Genomic DNA, 13,367 nt, shown 5'->3' on the forward strand with positions numbered 1-13,367 from the left:
GATGACCGGTGAGCTCCGTCCGGTATCGGAACCGAGCCTCGTCCACGCCGTCCAACCCGACCAAGCCCACCTCGAGGCCGCCACGGCAGCCTTCCGCATGCTCGCCGACGCCACCCGGCTACACATCCTGTTCCTCCTCGCCCAGGGCGAACAGGATGTCAGCGCACTGACCGAGGCCTGCGGTGCATCCCGCACCGCCGTCAGCCAGCACCTGGCGAAACTGCGCTTCACCGGAATGGTCGAAACCCGCCGCGAAGGCAGACGCATCGTCTACCGCATCCGCGACGGCCACCTCGCCCGCCTGGTCCGCGAGGGCCTCAACCTGGCCGACCACATCGTCACAGGCGAACAGCCCCACGAATAAGCCTCGCCACCTGCACCTTTCAGTACTCGAGCGGCTGAGGTCGGTGGGTGAGTCTGTGTCGGCAGCGCCCGGCTGAGAGCATCGGTCTTGCGTTCGGTGAGCGCGGCCAACCGGGGATCGGCTTCCATCGACGGATTTTCCTTGATCTGACCGGAATCGGTCAGGGTCCATCGGTGTTAGGGCACTGAACAGCTCGAACAGTTCATCGACCGGCACAGCACGACGCCGACTCGGCTCCGCCGGTTGGTTGATGTAGTGGTCGATAGCTGCCAAGGCGATCTGCTGCATCGACGTGTGTTCGGCCTCCGCGCGGCGCCGCAGGGCATCTGCCTGTTCGTCGGACAACCGCAGAGCCATAGCCATACACGAATGATGCCGCTGGGTATCACTGATGTCGACGGCGTTGTAAGCGGGTCGCGGTGTCAGCCTTCCGGCAGCAATTCGGCGATCAAATCCTCGATGCGTTTCTTGATCTCGTCGCGGATCGGGCGCACTGATTCGACGCCCTTGCCTGCCGGATCGTCCAACTTCCAGTCCCGGTAGTCGATGCCGGGGAAGTAGGGGCAGGCGTCGCCGCAGCCCATGGTGATGACGACTGTGGACGTCTCGACTGCTTCGGGGGTGAGGACTTTGGGGGATTGGGCGGTGATGTCGATGCCGAGTTCGGCCATGGCTTCGACGGCGGCGGGATTCAGGGTGTCGCCGGGGGCGCTGCCCGCGGAACGGACCTCGATCGCATCGCCCGCGAGGTGGGTGAGGAACCCCTGTGCCATCTGGGATCGGCCGGCGTTGTGGACGCAGACGAAGAGCACCGACGGTTTGCCGCTCATTTCATGTCCTCGGAAGTGAAAGCCGGGGTAGCACCGGCGAATCGGTTGCGCAGCGCCAGCGAGACGTACACCAGGGCTACAAGAACGGGGACCTCGATCAACGGCCCGACAACACCGGCAAGAGCCTCGCCGGAGGTGGCGCCGTAGGTGGCGATCGCCACGGCGATGGCCAGTTCGAAATTGTTGCCCGCGGCAGTGAACGCGAGGGTGGTGGTGCGCGCGTAGCCCAGACCCATGACGGCACCGAGTGCGTAGCCACCACCCCACATCACGGCGAAGTACACCAGCAGCGGCAGCGCGATACGTGCCACGTCCCACGGGTGGGAGGTGATCTGGCTGCCCTGGAGCGCGAACAGGATCACGATCGTGAACAGCAGCCCGTACAGCGCCCACGGACCGATCTTGGGCAGGAATGTCGACTCGTACCAGTCACGTCCCTTGGTCCGTTCACCGATGCGCCTGCTCAGGTACCCGGCCAGCAGGGGGATGCCGAGGAAGATCAGGACCGATTTCGCGATCTCCCAGGGGGAGGTGTCGATGGTGGTCTGTTCCAGGCCGAGCCAGCCGGGCAGCACCGACAGGTAGAACCAGCCGAGCACGGCGAACATGAACACCTGGAATACCGAGTTCAGGGCGACCAGCACGGCGGCGGCCTCGCGGTCGCCGCAGGCCAGGTCGTTCCAGATGATGACCATGGCGATGCAGCGGGCCAGGCCGACGATGATCAGGCCGGTGCGGTATTCGGGCAGGTCGGGCAGGAAGATCCAGGCCAGGGCGAACATGAGGGCGGGGCCGAGCACCCAGTTCAGTACCAGGGAGCCGATGAGGAGTTTGCGGTCGCCGGTGACGGTGTCGAGCCGGTCGTAGCGGACCTTGGCCAGCACCGGGTACATCATGATCAGCAGACCGATGGCGATCGGCAGCGAAACACCGTCGATCTCCACCGCACCGAGAGCGTCGCCGAGGCCGGGAATCATGCGCCCCAACAGGATTCCGGCCAGCATCGCCGCACCGATCCACAACGGAAGGAACCGGTCGAGGGTCGACAGCTTGCCGACGACGGGCGGCTGCTCGGCGGTGGTCGCCGTGCTCACGCGTGCACATCCTCGGTGCTCAGCGCGCTGGAAATGCGGGCGAACGCTTCGGGCACCACGCGGTAGTACACCCACGAGGCACGCCGCTCACTGGTGAGCAGCCCGGCCTCGCGCAGCACCTTGAGGTGATGGGAGATGGTCGGCTGGCTCACCTCGACACCGTCGGAGATGTCGCACACGCACGCCTCACCACCGGCGCGACTCGCGACCAGTGACAGCAACCGAAGCCGCACCGGATCCGACAACGCCTTGAACACCGCGGCGAGCTCGGCCGCCTCGGTGTGGGTCAAGGGATCGCGAACGACCGGTTCCGCGCAGCACGCGGCCTCGGTCATCAGGTTCAGCTCCGACTTCGACATACATCGATATTGACGTATATCGAATCAATGCGCAAACGGGAGCGGTGACAGCTGCCCAGGATGCGCCCGGTCAGCCGCCGAAAACGTTGTCGACGACCGACTCGTCGCCATGGATCTCGACCAACTGGAGGGCGCGCGCTTCATCCAGCGTCAGCGCGCCCGCAGCGAGGCCGAGAAGGCATCCGGGATCGGCGCGCACGCCTGCGTCGAGTTCGCGGCCGTCGTGTCGCCCGACCTCGAAGCCCGACCGGGTACCGCGCAGCTGGAAGAACTCCGCATCGATCTCGAGGCCGATCGTCACCGCACGGCGAAGCTCGACCCGTGCGTTGAGCAAGGCGGGGAGCGCGAGCGCGAGCCACCCGGGGCGGAACGAGTCACCCTCGGCCGGGCCGCGGCTCATCAGCGGCGTCGACCAGCGGATCAAGCCTTCGATCGGCTCGCGCAGCTCGGCACCCCACGGTGTGAGGGCGTACTCGACGATGCTGCCCTCGCCGGTCAGCCGCCGCTCGACCACGCCCGAAGCCTCGAGGTCGCGGAGCCGGTCCGCCAGCAGATTCGTCGCGATGCCGGGAAGGCCTTCCAGAAGGGCGCGGTAGCGGGCCGGGGCGAGGAGGAGTTCCCGGACTATGAGCAGATTCCATCGGTCGCCGACAACTTCGATGGCTCGGGCGAGCCCGCAGTACTGACCGTAGCTGCGCATCATCACCTACTATCGCTTGAAATTCTAAAGTGCACGTGAGATCCTCAAGCATACTCTGATGCCGAGTTCTGAGGAGACCACCGTGGCCGACACAACCAAGAGCGTGCGGCCCGGTTGGGTCGACGACGAACTGTTCCCGTTCGAGAGCCGATTCGTCGAGATCGACGGGCACACAGTGCATTACGTCGACGAGGGATCCGGCCCGACCCTGCTGTTGCTGCACGGCAACCCGACCTGGTCGTTCCTCTGGCGCGACGTGATCCGTGAGCTGCGCGGCGACTATCGATGCATCGCCCTGGACTACCCCGGCTTCGGGTTGTCGACGGCGAAACCCGGCTACGGCTACCTGCCGGAAGAACACGCCGACGTGGTCACCGCCTTCGTCGACCGGCTCGGCCTCGACGGCGTCACCCTGGTCGGGCAGGACTGGGGTGGCACGATCGGGCTGGCTGTCGTGCAGCGTCGGCCTGCCGTCTTCGATCGGCTGGTGCTTGCCAACACCTGGGCCTGGCCGGTCAACGGCATTCTCCACTTCGAGGCTTTCGGCCGCCTCGCCGGCGGGCCCCTGAGCCGCTTCCTGATCCGCCGGTTCAATCTGCTGGTCAACACCTTCATTCCCACGGGACACCGGAGGCGCAAGCCGACAGCGGCCGAAATGTCGCACTACAGCAAGGCATTGGATACGCCGGAGCGCCGTCAGGCTTGCGCCGTGCTGCCCGGCCGTGTCCTGGCCAGCCGGGCATTCTTCGCCGAAATCGAGGCCGGACTCGCCACCATCGCTCACCTGCCGACGCTGATCGTGTGGGGTGACGCCGACATCGCCTTCCGTGCTCAGGAGCGTGAGCGACTCGAAGCGACATTCGTCGCTCACAAGACCGTGATCGTCGAGGGCGCGGGAACTTACGTGGAGTCGGACGCACCCGAGGAGTTCGTCGCCGCTTTCCGTGAATGGGCCGCGCGGTAGCGGAACCGTCTGTCCGAGAACGAAATCCGGTCGATTGCGCTCAGCGCACGTCGGGCCGACCGGTTGACGGCTATCCGGTCGGCCGACGGTCCTGTTACGCCGCAGCTGCTCGAACCGCTCGACGGCCTGCCGCCGCGGTCACCCCGACCGTCGTGCCCGCACCGAGCACGACGGCGAGCGCATAGGGCAATGGTGCGAACGCGGCGAGCGGATCACCGGTCTTCACGATCGCGAACGGGACGGTGGTGACGAACGCTCCGAACGCACCGGTGACAGCGCTGATGATGACGGCTGCTGCGGCCTCGCCGACGAGCATCCGTTGTGACTGGCTCGCCGTCGCGCCGATGAGGTGCATGGTGGCGAACTCCGGGTGACGGCGGGCGATGGCGGCGATCAGGTTGTTGGACAAGGCGATTACCATGAACGCGGCGATGAGGAATACCACCAGGTAGTTGATGGTGGCCATCAGCTCCCCGTCGGTGCCTGCGGCGCCGTGACGGTTCTCGATGCTCTGCATGGACAGGGTGCCCGCGGCGACCCCGATGAACAGAGTCAGGAAAGTGACCGCAGGACGTAACCGTTCCGGTGCGGTTGCGAGGTTGCGTGCGATGAGGTGCCCGGCGGGGCCGGACCGCAGGACCGGGGCCTTGGCGATCACGCGGTGCGCCGCACGGATCAGCTCCGGTGCGAGCAGGCCGGACCCGACTGCCGCGAGGACACAAGCCGGACCGGTGAGGGCGGTGGTCAGGATGTCGTCCGCATCGACCGCGAGCACGGCCGTCGACGATCCCAGACCGGCCGCGAGCGCCGCACCTGCCGCGATCCGGCGGATGCGCGTCGCACCGCCGCGCATCCGTGCCGGAGTGGGATCATCGATGGGGCTGCGGGCGGCGATGGTGCGGCTACCGAGCCAGGCGGCGGCGACGGCCGCACCAAGCATCAGCACGGTCGCGACCGAGGGGAGCGCCGCGCCGGGCGAATAGCCGGTGGCCTCGTCGACCAGGCCCGCGCGGCGGATTCCCGCGAGCAGGCCCGCGCCGAGCAGTTGTCCGCCGATCAGGCCCGGCACCGCGGCGATGCTCGCCACGATGGCGGTCTCACCGGCGACCATCCGGCGTATCTGCGACGGCGTGGCGCCGATGAGACGGATGCCCGCGATCTCGTTCGTCCTGCCGTGCAGTGCCACCGCGATCGTGGAGATCATGGCGAACAGGACGATCGCCAGTACCCAACCGCCGAGGATGAGCGGGAACCGCACGAGAAAATCGCGGTCGCCGCCGGCGGAAAGTCCGGTGCCCAACAGGCCAGCCATGGCGGTGACCAGCGCGGTTCCGGCGGCTGCGACGAGCCCGGTGGCGACGGCGGAGGTTCGGTGATGCGCGAACGAGCGCGCGGCCAGGCGCATCATCGCGACCACGCGTTCGAGCCGCGTTCGGCGGATTCGACCAGCACGGCCATCCGGTTCGCGACATCGCCCGCCGTCGGTCGCGAGAGGCGGTCGACGAGGGTGCCGTCGGCGAGGAACAGGACCTCGTCGGAGTACGACGCGGCGACCGGGTCGTGGGTGACCATGATGATGGTCTGCCCCTGGTCGGCCAGGCGGCGCAGCAGGGTGAGAACGTCACGGGCGCTACGGATGTCGAGTGCGCCGGTCGGCTCGTCGGCGAACACCAGCTCGGGGTCGGTGATCAGGGCACGGGCGATCGCGACGCGCTGGCGTTGGCCCCCGGAGAGCTGGTCGGGCCGGTGATCGGCGCGCTCGCCGAGCCCGACGTGGGCCAGGAGCGCGCGGGTGCGGTCGCGGTCGGGGCGTCGCCCGTCCAGGCGCAGCGGCAGCTCCACATTGTCAATGGTCGACAGTGCGGGCAGCAGGTTGAACGACTGGAAGACGAAACCGATCCGGCGGCGACGCAGTTTCGCCAGCTCGGTCTCGTCGAGCGCGTCCAGTGCCTGGCCGCCGAAGGTGATGCGGCCCGAGGTGGGTGGCTGTAATCCGGCCGCGCAGTGCAGGAGCGTGGTTTTGCCCGAACCCGAGGGGCCCATGACTGCCGTGAACGAACCGGGCGCGAGGTCGAGGTCGACACCGCGCAGCGCGTGGACCGACCCGCTCTCACCGGGATATTCGCGACGCAGCCCGCGCAGTGACAGCACTGGCGGGGCCGAAGTAGTGGCGTGCATGGGATTCCTCCATGTGAACGACTGTACTAAACGATCGTTGTAAACGAACGTTTATATATACTATCGGGACATGAGCAATCGAGACAAGCTCCGGCAGGCGGCACGTGACTGTCTGCTCTCGCTGGGCTACGCGAACACGACCGTCCGCGAGCTGGTCAAGGCGTCGGGAGCCAATCAGGCGTCGATCAACTATCACTTCGGCTCAAAGGAGCGCCTGCTCACCGAGACGTTGCACGACCTCAACCGGGAATGGGGTGACGTTCTCTTCGCGGCACTCGACGGCGTGGATCCACCCGGTCCGGCGGGCAACGCGGCCAGATGGGAACGCATCATCGCGTCGATCAACGAGCACCGGGCGCTGTGGTACGTCAACTTCGAGTCGGTGTCGGCCGCCCGTCACGACGAGGAGATCAGGGCGATGATCGCCACCGGGCAGCGCGCGGCTCGCCGCATCCTCGCCCGCGCCTTCGGCGGGCTCGACCTCGACACCGCTGATGCCGATGTCATCGATGCGGTCGGGTCGCACTACTTCGCGCTGCTGGTGGGTGTGGCCAGTCAGTGGCTCGCCGACCCTGATCACGCTCCCACCGCGGAGCGCATCGTTTCGGTCGACACATTGCGAAACTCATAGTCCCGTAACTAGGGTGTGCCGTGTGCGCCTCAGATCGGCGAGGCAGGAAAGTGGAGGAGTTGTCCCATGAAGCAACGGTTTACGGTCGCTGTGCTCGGCGCAGCATTCGCCGCCCTGGTCGCGGCGGCCCCGGCCGCGACGGCGCAGCAGGTGGTGCCGGGGGTCGATTGCCACCGCTTCACCTGCACCAACAACACCGACGACCCCTACCGCGTCGACGCCCTCGTCCTGTGCACCGAGGGTGCGAGCGCCCGGCGCAGCGTCTGGATTCCGCCGCGCGAGTCCGCCGACCTGCCTGCCTGGTGTCCCACCGTCACGAAGCTGGGCACACCGGAACCGCCCCGCTGGGAGCTGCAGGCGGATGGGACCTACGGCTACACCTACCCCGGCCCGCCGAAACCCGAGTTGGTGCAAACGTTTCCGATGAGCGCGAATTTCCTGGGTGCGGAAATCGACCGTGATGGGCCTTCGGCCCTGTCGTCGGGTTCGTAGGCAGCACAGCGGCGCCCCGGATCGTGAAATCAGGGGCGCCGCAGGTGTATTCGGTATTCAGTTCGGGCCTCCGGTCCGCGACTGCCGATGGTGTCTCGGTACCGGTCGATGCTCAGACCTCGAGCGCGCCCGCGATCTTGGCGGCCATCGCGGTCACCGCCGGGAGCGGAGCACCCTTGGCGGCGTGATTGGCCGGCTCGATCGCGATGAGCACGGTGTCACGGAAGTTGGCTGCCTCGGCGGGGTGAGCGGCAAGCGCAGCCATGGCGGCGGTGAGGCTGGGCAGCACGGTGTCGGCGAGGTCGGCGACAGTCTTGCCCGGCAGCCGGATATCACGCGACTTCGCCGACAGGACATGACCGACGAGTCCCGTCGCGGAGGTAAGAGCGATGGTGCCGTGCGAAACAGCCTTGTGCGGAGCGCCCGCGGCAGCGATCAACGCGACGGCCCCGTACGCGGCGGTGCGCAGGGTGGCCTTGTCCTGGTCGGTCAGGGTGCTGGTGGCGTTCATGATGTGCTCCTCGTAATCCGTTGTGGTCCAGCTCCTTCGGAGTAGGACCGCTTTGTTCGATGAACACACTCTGTCGGCCCTCGCTGACACGGACCTGACGCTCAACTGACACCTGCGCTGACGCGCCCGCATCCGGTGAACGATTGCAGCGATGGGGATGTCAGCTTGGCGATGATGGTCGGCGACGTGGTCGTCGAGCTGTGAACAGCGTGACGGCACCGACGTCGGTGATGCTGCACTCGCCGAACGCTTCGCTAAGGGAGGTCTCGAGTTCGCCGCGGTCGTCGTGGCGGTTGTTGAACGCGCCTACTCGGCTGTAGACGGCAGTGAGTGCGCGGCCGAATAACGTGCGTGATGCCTTGTGCCGGCCGAGGATGGTGGATCCGAACAGTACGCCGTCGTCGGTGAGGACAGCGGCGAGGTGGCTGAATGCCACTCCCTTTTCGGTGAAATCGCCTGGTACGCAGTGCAGGACGAAGTTGATTCCGACCGAGTCGTATCCCGTTCCGGCCTCGACCGGGACCGGATTCAGGACACTTCCGCAGACCGACTCCACCACCCGATCGGGCCTGTTGATGCGGCGAGCGGTGAACGACAGTGGAGTCGGATTCAAGTCCATCAGCGTGATGTGCCCCGGGTTGGGCGCGGCAGAGGTATTCGCGAGATACCAACCGCTGCCGGGGCCGATCTCGAGGTGCCGCCTGCCGAGGTTCTGGTTGTAGAGCTCGAGCATGACGCCGGAGTCGCATCGCCAGGCAAATCTGTTGCTCAGCCGGATCACCCAGGCGTCGTAGACCGTCAGGAAGGCCCGCGTGTACGGGGCGGCGGCCTCGTGTTCAGGATCAGGTCGAAACAATGTCGGTCCTACTGTCCTAGTGGCTGATTCCGCGCGGTCCTCGGGGCTCAGCAGGGTTCGGCGACTTTGACACCCGCGCAGGCCAATTCCGCGCGGACCAGTTCCAGGAGTCGGCCAATCCAGTTGGCTCCATCCGAACCCTCCGTCCCCCAGTACGGGGCGTCGAATTCCTGATAGTAGATGGGGCTGTCACCGGTTGCGATGAGCTGCTCAGCCAGTTCGGGGTATCGAGCGAACTTCGCGCGAAGAAGCGCGGCCATGACGGCGGCCCGCCTCACCGACCATCCGGAGTGTCGTGTGCCTGACCCGGCAATCTTTTTGGCGTCGAAGGGGCGCTCGGTCTGCCGGATCTGTTCAGCGATGTCAGGTTCTTGCGTGGACAGCGCCCAATATGCGTGCACGACTGTTGGATACAGTTTGCCGGCATAACTGATCGGCGCGGGAAACTCGTTGCGCAGCACCGAAAGCCCGGCGTCTTCCGGCCAGCCTTGTGGGTACACGACATGGCTCAACGTGATCGGGCCGGATCGGCCACCTTCCGGCTCGTCCGTCACTCGCTGTTTCGCCCACTTGGCTCCGGACTGTTCGCGTTCAATGAAATAGGCGAACGCTGCCTCCCGCATCTTCTCGGTGACGAACTCACCGCCGCCGATCATCGGCTCATCCACGGGCGTGCAGATCACCCGTAGGGGACGGTCCTTGTTGTCCATGTCGCCGAGTGCATAACGGCGATCCGACTCCGGGATCTTCAGGTACGCCTCGGCCAGCGCACGGCGGTCGGCCTCGTCGCGGCTGCTCACGTAATCGGCGATCAGCCGGCGACAACGACCGGTCGAATCAGGTCGATCGTTGAGCCGGTCGATCGCGTCGGCGACCTGAACAACGAAGTCGTCCGGGTTGATCCACACCTGCGGATCGAGAAACTGCCAACCGGCCAGGTCGTGCGCCGACGCACGGGCACCCGCCTCGATGGTGGTCGCGATCCACCCGCTCGCGAGTTTGTCGCGCAGCCCGTCGAGATCGACCATGCCCCAGCAGTCGATCGCACCGTCGGCGTAAATCTTCAGGTCGGTGAGGAAATAGCTGCCACCGTTGCGGATGAAGATCGGCCGCCAAGTGCCCTCGATCCGCTGCCCATCGACAACCCGATATGTCCGATTACCCCGACCCATGAGGCTCAGCGTAGTCCGCCCGCACCGGGCCCCAGCCCACCGATGACCCACCCCACGTTGTAGTCACCATGTCTATTGAGAAGGCTCTCGCCTACTTCCTCTATTGACGCAGAGAGCGGCGGCCTGGCCCGTGGTCTCATCAGAGAGATACCCCCACACAGAACAGTCCCCGGTAGTCTCCATCGAACCATGAGTTGTCAGTCGTCGCTGACAGCTCCGGAATTCGACTGGCTTGCCGGGGGCTTAGCCGGATCCTGAAAAACAACTCACCGCTGTCGACGGACGTCTCTGTCGGTAGCGTAGCCATTTTCCGGTGCTCCGGTATCTCTCCAGTCTGCTCCGATTTCTCCTGCTGTCAATACTTGTCGCCTGACTATTTCGCCGAAATTCCGAGGTCGGGCGAGGTGTTGGTGTGCGGCATTGTGCGGACGGCCGGTGCGGAGGACAGTGGGTATGTCCGGTGGTGTCCACCGGGGGCGCCACTCTTGGAGAAGCAGGAGGTTGCCTGTGTACGCACGTTCGAGCACTATCGCGGCTCAGCCGTCTTCGATCGACAGCGGGATCGCGTACCTCCGTAACAACGTGATGCCGCAGTTGCCCGAGCTCGACGGATGGGTCGGCCTGTCGCTGATGGTGAACAGGGCGACGGGACGTTGCATCGCCACGACCGCGTGGGATTCGGAGGAAGCGCTGCAGTCGAGCCAATCGCGTGCCCAGCCGTTGCGGGACGGTCTGGCCCAGGCGATGAGTGGGCGGCTGGAGAAGATCGACGAATGGGATGTCGCCGTCATGCACCGCGAACATCTGGCAGGCCCGCGCGCGTGCACCCGATGCACCTGGTTGCAGGTGGAGCCGGCCGGGATGGACCTGCTGATCGACACATTCAAGAACAGACTGCTGCCTGCGTTCGAGGAGCTCGAAGGGTTCCGCAGCGCCAGCTTGTTCGTCGACCGGGAAACCGGGCGCGCGGTCGGCTCCACCGTCTGGTCGAGTGTCGAGGAGTTGGACAGCAGCCGCGAACACACGGACCGGATGAGGGCCGCGGCCTCGCGCAGCCTGAGCGCCGACGTCCTCGATGTAGCGGAGTTCCGGCTCGGCTTCGCGCACCTGCGCGTACCCGAATTGGTGTGATGCGCTGGGTGATCCGGCCGGGAGGGTGCTTCCGGCCGGATCGGCCGTGCCCGGCGGACACCGAGTCGAGGTGGCCCGGATCACGGCGTTCACCGAGGCAGTGGAGAGCTCGGTCCGCCTGATCTCCGGCCGGGGTGATCGTGTCGGTTTCGTCCAAGACGGGCGTTGGTGCCTCGACTTAGGGTGAGTGCAGTCCGACGCACGATCTTCAGGAGGAATCGCATGACACGCGAGCTGGTTTACACGGGATTCATGTCGCTCGACGGAGTGGTCGATTCGCCCGGTGGCACCGTTGAAGGGCATCGCAGTGGTGGGTGGGTCATGCAGACCGAGTTCGTGCCGGAGGCGTATTCGCTCAAGGGGGAGGAGCTCGCGGAGACCTCGGCGCTGATGTTCGGGCGTCGCAGCTATGAGGCGTTCGCGCCGATCTGGCGGGATTCCGAAGACCACGCCGCGTACAAGGATCTGCCCAAGTATGTGGTGTCCTCGACACTGTCCGAGGACGATCTGATCGACGGCTGGGGTGACATCACGATCCTGCGGACCGTCGCGGACGTGGAGAAGCTGAAGCAGTCCGACGGTGGGGCCATCTTCATCCACGGCAGTGCCGAACTGGCACGGAGTCTCGGCGATGCCGACCTGATCGACCGCTACAACCTGTTGGTCTTCCCGGTCCTGCTCGGCGCGGGCAAGAACCTCTTCAGTCATTCGGACCGACCGAAACAGCAACTGCGGCTGCGGGATTCGGATACCTACAGCAACGGTGTAGCGAAACTCGTCTACGACGTGGTGCGCTGACCGAGCGCGATCGCCCCGCCCGTACCTTCGCGTAATTGCCGCGCTGTGCGCCCGACATAGCGTCGCAGCGCGCGGGCGAGGTGGGGTTCGTCGTAGTACTCGAGCTTGGCCACCACATCGGCCGCCGTCTCACCCGCACTCAGCAGCTGAGCCGCGGTGCGGACGCGTTCGATCTGACGGACCGCCCCTTGCGTGAGGCCGGTGGAGGTGCGGAATCGGCGTTCGAGTGTCCGCTCACCGACCGCGGGCTGTGCACCACGCAGTGCCTCGACGACCAGTTGGTCGCGACCGACCACCCCCGCCGCGACCAGCCGTCCGACGAGCGCCTCGGCGTCGTCCGGGTGTGGTGTCTCCCAGCGTGTTCCGTCGAGCCAGAAGCCGCGGTCGGTGATGTCCGGCAGCATGATTCCACCGTCTACCAGCGACGATGTCGCGACGGTACGCAACGAGGTGCCGACAGCGAACTGGACACCGAGGAAACTGGCGCCCTCGGGTACCGGCGCCGTTCCCGCCCGGCTCTCCGGCCCCGTCACCGCGGCTCCGCGCACACCGTCCTGGTCCCAGAAGACCAATCCCCACGTCTCGGTCGCCACGGAGGTCATCTCCGCCACGTGCTCGCTACGACAGGTCCATACCGTGGAAACCCACGGCGAATCGGACCCGCGCCCCTCGAACACCAAACCCACACGTCGATGCTAATCGGCCGTGCGACGATCTGGTCCCCGTCTCTGGAGCTGACCGCCGCCGTTGTCGGGGAAAGTACCGTCCTAGGCATGCACGATCTGACCTACGCACCCGCAGGCTCGACCTGCCCCGCCGAGCGCATGTGGGCCGAAGGTCCCGACGGGTTCCAGCGATTCGAGACCTGCGTGGTGATCGGGGACGGTGAGCAGGTGTGGGAAGCGGCGAGGCAGGCGGTGTTGTGCTGGGGTGTGAAGCGGCGCAGTGGGTTTCGGGTCGTCCCGGATGGGACCGTCGCTGTCGGCGCGGAGTATCGGGTGAGCGTGGGGTGGGGGCCGCTGTCGGTCCATGAACCCGTGCGGGTGGTGGCGGTGGTCGATACCGAGGACAGGTGTGGGTTCGCTTATGGCACCCTGCCTGGGCATCCGGTGTGTGGTGAGGAGGCGTTCGTGGTGCATCGACGACCTGACGGGACCGTGGAATTCACACTGAGGTCGCTCACCCGACCCGCGCCGACCGGATTCTGGCGGACGATCTTTCCGATCCTGCTCGTCGCCCAGCGTCACTACCGCCGCCGCTATCTGCGTGCACTGCTGCGCTGACCGC

At 66.2% G+C, this 13,367-nt stretch carries 17 protein-coding genes; 7 read left to right on the top strand and 10 right to left on the bottom strand.

The features are described from left to right. Nucleotide 1 precedes the first annotated feature (1 nt). Nucleotides 2–364, top strand: coding sequence for a helix-turn-helix transcriptional regulator (locus HYG95_RS10540; protein ID WP_181697810.1), 363 nt, complete (start codon nucleotides 2–4; stop codon nucleotides 362–364). Nucleotides 365–786: 422 nt separating this feature from the next. Here HYG95_RS10540 and HYG95_RS10545 read toward each other — a convergent pair whose 3' ends face one another. The 4 genes from HYG95_RS10545 to HYG95_RS10560 all read right to left on the bottom strand — a co-directional run bounded on the left by HYG95_RS10545 (nucleotide 787) and on the right by HYG95_RS10560 (nucleotide 3,347). Continuing rightward, the gene (locus HYG95_RS10545) at nucleotides 787–1,194 is read right to left on the bottom strand and encodes an arsenate reductase ArsC (RefSeq protein ID WP_181697811.1); all 408 of its coding nucleotides are present in this window, start codon (nucleotides 1,192–1,194) and stop codon (nucleotides 787–789) included. After that, entirely contained in the window at nucleotides 1,191–2,288 is a 1,098-nt protein-coding gene (gene arsB / locus HYG95_RS10550; RefSeq protein WP_181697812.1) for an ACR3 family arsenite efflux transporter, read from the bottom strand. Before arsB ends, HYG95_RS10545 begins: the two co-directional genes overlap by 4 nt. Continuing rightward, the gene (locus tag HYG95_RS10555) at nucleotides 2,285–2,623 is read right to left on the bottom strand and encodes an ArsR/SmtB family transcription factor (RefSeq protein ID WP_370465756.1); all 339 of its coding nucleotides are present in this window, start codon (nucleotides 2,621–2,623) and stop codon (nucleotides 2,285–2,287) included. Before HYG95_RS10555 ends, arsB begins: the two co-directional genes overlap by 4 nt. Nucleotides 2,624–2,717: 94 nt before the next feature. Beyond that, nucleotides 2,718–3,347, bottom strand: a complete 630-nt coding sequence (locus HYG95_RS10560; protein ID WP_181697814.1) for a helix-turn-helix domain-containing protein — start codon at nucleotides 3,345–3,347, stop codon at nucleotides 2,718–2,720. 58 nt (nucleotides 3,348–3,405) lie between these two features. On the opposite strand from HYG95_RS10560, the gene HYG95_RS10565 reads away from it, so the two are divergent. Beyond that, nucleotides 3,406–4,311 (top strand): alpha/beta fold hydrolase, encoded by a 906-nt coding sequence (locus tag HYG95_RS10565; protein WP_220139304.1) that lies wholly within the window; start codon nucleotides 3,406–3,408, stop codon nucleotides 4,309–4,311. A 94-nt stretch (nucleotides 4,312–4,405) separates the two neighbouring features. Here HYG95_RS10565 and HYG95_RS10570 read toward each other — a convergent pair whose 3' ends face one another. Both HYG95_RS10570 and HYG95_RS10575 read right to left on the bottom strand, forming a co-directional pair. Then, on the bottom strand, nucleotides 4,406–5,719 hold the full coding sequence (locus HYG95_RS10570; RefSeq protein WP_370465757.1) for an FtsX-like permease family protein: 1,314 nt from the start codon (nucleotides 5,717–5,719) through the stop codon (nucleotides 4,406–4,408). Then, nucleotides 5,716–6,489, bottom strand: coding sequence for an ABC transporter ATP-binding protein (locus HYG95_RS10575; protein ID WP_181697816.1), 774 nt, complete (start codon nucleotides 6,487–6,489; stop codon nucleotides 5,716–5,718). Before HYG95_RS10575 ends, HYG95_RS10570 begins: the two co-directional genes overlap by 4 nt. Nucleotides 6,490–6,559: 70 nt before the next feature. On the opposite strand from HYG95_RS10575, the gene HYG95_RS10580 reads away from it, so the two are divergent. Then, nucleotides 6,560–7,120 (top strand): TetR/AcrR family transcriptional regulator, encoded by a 561-nt coding sequence (locus HYG95_RS10580; RefSeq protein ID WP_181697817.1) that lies wholly within the window; start codon nucleotides 6,560–6,562, stop codon nucleotides 7,118–7,120. Between the two features lie 66 nt (nucleotides 7,121–7,186). Continuing rightward, nucleotides 7,187–7,612: a hypothetical protein gene (locus HYG95_RS10585; protein WP_181697818.1), complete on the top strand. Its 426-nt coding sequence runs from the start codon at nucleotides 7,187–7,189 to the stop codon at nucleotides 7,610–7,612. A 112-nt stretch (nucleotides 7,613–7,724) separates the two neighbouring features. On the opposite strand, the gene HYG95_RS10590 is transcribed toward HYG95_RS10585, so the two are convergent. From HYG95_RS10590 to HYG95_RS10600, 3 genes are all read right to left on the bottom strand, one after another. Beyond that, on the bottom strand, nucleotides 7,725–8,123 hold the full coding sequence (locus HYG95_RS10590) for a hypothetical protein (RefSeq protein WP_181697819.1): 399 nt from the start codon (nucleotides 8,121–8,123) through the stop codon (nucleotides 7,725–7,727). A gap of 160 nt (nucleotides 8,124–8,283) precedes the next feature. Next, nucleotides 8,284–8,979, bottom strand: a complete 696-nt coding sequence (locus tag HYG95_RS10595) for a class I SAM-dependent methyltransferase (protein ID WP_181697820.1) — start codon at nucleotides 8,977–8,979, stop codon at nucleotides 8,284–8,286. A 47-nt stretch (nucleotides 8,980–9,026) separates the two neighbouring features. Beyond that, the gene (locus HYG95_RS10600) at nucleotides 9,027–10,151 is read right to left on the bottom strand and encodes an NADAR family protein (protein ID WP_181697821.1); all 1,125 of its coding nucleotides are present in this window, start codon (nucleotides 10,149–10,151) and stop codon (nucleotides 9,027–9,029) included. 507 nt (nucleotides 10,152–10,658) lie between these two features. Here HYG95_RS10600 and HYG95_RS10605 point away from each other — a divergent pair. After that, on the top strand, nucleotides 10,659–11,282 hold the full coding sequence (locus tag HYG95_RS10605; protein WP_181697822.1) for a hypothetical protein: 624 nt from the start codon (nucleotides 10,659–10,661) through the stop codon (nucleotides 11,280–11,282). 222 nt (nucleotides 11,283–11,504) lie between these two features. Further along, complete coding sequence (locus HYG95_RS10610) at nucleotides 11,505–12,080, top strand: dihydrofolate reductase family protein (RefSeq protein ID WP_181697823.1); 576 nt, start codon at nucleotides 11,505–11,507, stop codon at nucleotides 12,078–12,080. On the opposite strand, the gene HYG95_RS10615 is transcribed toward HYG95_RS10610, so the two are convergent. Further along, nucleotides 12,062–12,682, bottom strand: coding sequence for a helix-turn-helix domain-containing protein (locus tag HYG95_RS10615; RefSeq protein ID WP_220139306.1), 621 nt, complete (start codon nucleotides 12,680–12,682; stop codon nucleotides 12,062–12,064). The genes HYG95_RS10610 and HYG95_RS10615 overlap by 19 nt on opposite strands. Nucleotides 12,683–12,853: 171 nt before the next feature. Here HYG95_RS10615 and HYG95_RS10620 point away from each other — a divergent pair, with 171 nt between their 5' ends. Then, on the top strand, nucleotides 12,854–13,363 hold the full coding sequence (locus HYG95_RS10620) for a DUF1990 family protein (protein ID WP_181697825.1): 510 nt from the start codon (nucleotides 12,854–12,856) through the stop codon (nucleotides 13,361–13,363). Nucleotides 13,364–13,367: the final 4 nt, after the last annotated feature.

The sequence above is a fragment of the Nocardia sp. GTS18 genome, assembly GCF_013839555.1.
In the GTDB taxonomy this organism is placed as follows: domain Bacteria; phylum Actinomycetota; class Actinomycetes; order Mycobacteriales; family Mycobacteriaceae; genus Nocardia; species Nocardia rosealba.

Excerpts from the sequence above, each read along its gene's own strand:
- HYG95_RS10540 (WP_181697810.1), top strand. The coding sequence starts at position 2 with ATGACCGGTGAGCTCCGTCCGGTATCGGAACCGAGCCTCGTCCACGCC.
- HYG95_RS10545 (WP_181697811.1), bottom strand. The coding sequence starts at position 1,194 with ATGAGCGGCAAACCGTCGGTGCTCTTCGTCTGCGTCCACAACGCCGGC.
- HYG95_RS10555 (WP_370465756.1), bottom strand. The coding sequence starts at position 2,623 with ATGACCGAGGCCGCGTGCTGCGCGGAACCGGTCGTTCGCGATCCCTTG.
- HYG95_RS10560 (WP_181697814.1), bottom strand. The coding sequence starts at position 3,347 with ATGCGCAGCTACGGTCAGTACTGCGGGCTCGCCCGAGCCATCGAAGTT.
- HYG95_RS10565 (WP_220139304.1), top strand. The coding sequence starts at position 3,406 with ATGCCGAGTTCTGAGGAGACCACCGTGGCCGACACAACCAAGAGCGTG.
- HYG95_RS10570 (WP_370465757.1), bottom strand. The coding sequence starts at position 5,719 with ATGATGCGCCTGGCCGCGCGCTCGTTCGCGCATCACCGAACCTCCGCC.
- HYG95_RS10575 (WP_181697816.1), bottom strand. The coding sequence starts at position 6,489 with ATGCACGCCACTACTTCGGCCCCGCCAGTGCTGTCACTGCGCGGGCTG.
- HYG95_RS10580 (WP_181697817.1), top strand. The coding sequence starts at position 6,560 with ATGAGCAATCGAGACAAGCTCCGGCAGGCGGCACGTGACTGTCTGCTC.
- HYG95_RS10585 (WP_181697818.1), top strand. The coding sequence starts at position 7,187 with ATGAAGCAACGGTTTACGGTCGCTGTGCTCGGCGCAGCATTCGCCGCC.
- HYG95_RS10590 (WP_181697819.1), bottom strand. The coding sequence starts at position 8,123 with ATGAACGCCACCAGCACCCTGACCGACCAGGACAAGGCCACCCTGCGC.
- HYG95_RS10600 (WP_181697821.1), bottom strand. The coding sequence starts at position 10,151 with ATGGGTCGGGGTAATCGGACATATCGGGTTGTCGATGGGCAGCGGATC.
- HYG95_RS10610 (WP_181697823.1), top strand. The coding sequence starts at position 11,505 with ATGACACGCGAGCTGGTTTACACGGGATTCATGTCGCTCGACGGAGTG.
- HYG95_RS10615 (WP_220139306.1), bottom strand. The coding sequence starts at position 12,682 with ATGACCTCCGTGGCGACCGAGACGTGGGGATTGGTCTTCTGGGACCAG.
- HYG95_RS10620 (WP_181697825.1), top strand. The coding sequence starts at position 12,854 with ATGCACGATCTGACCTACGCACCCGCAGGCTCGACCTGCCCCGCCGAG.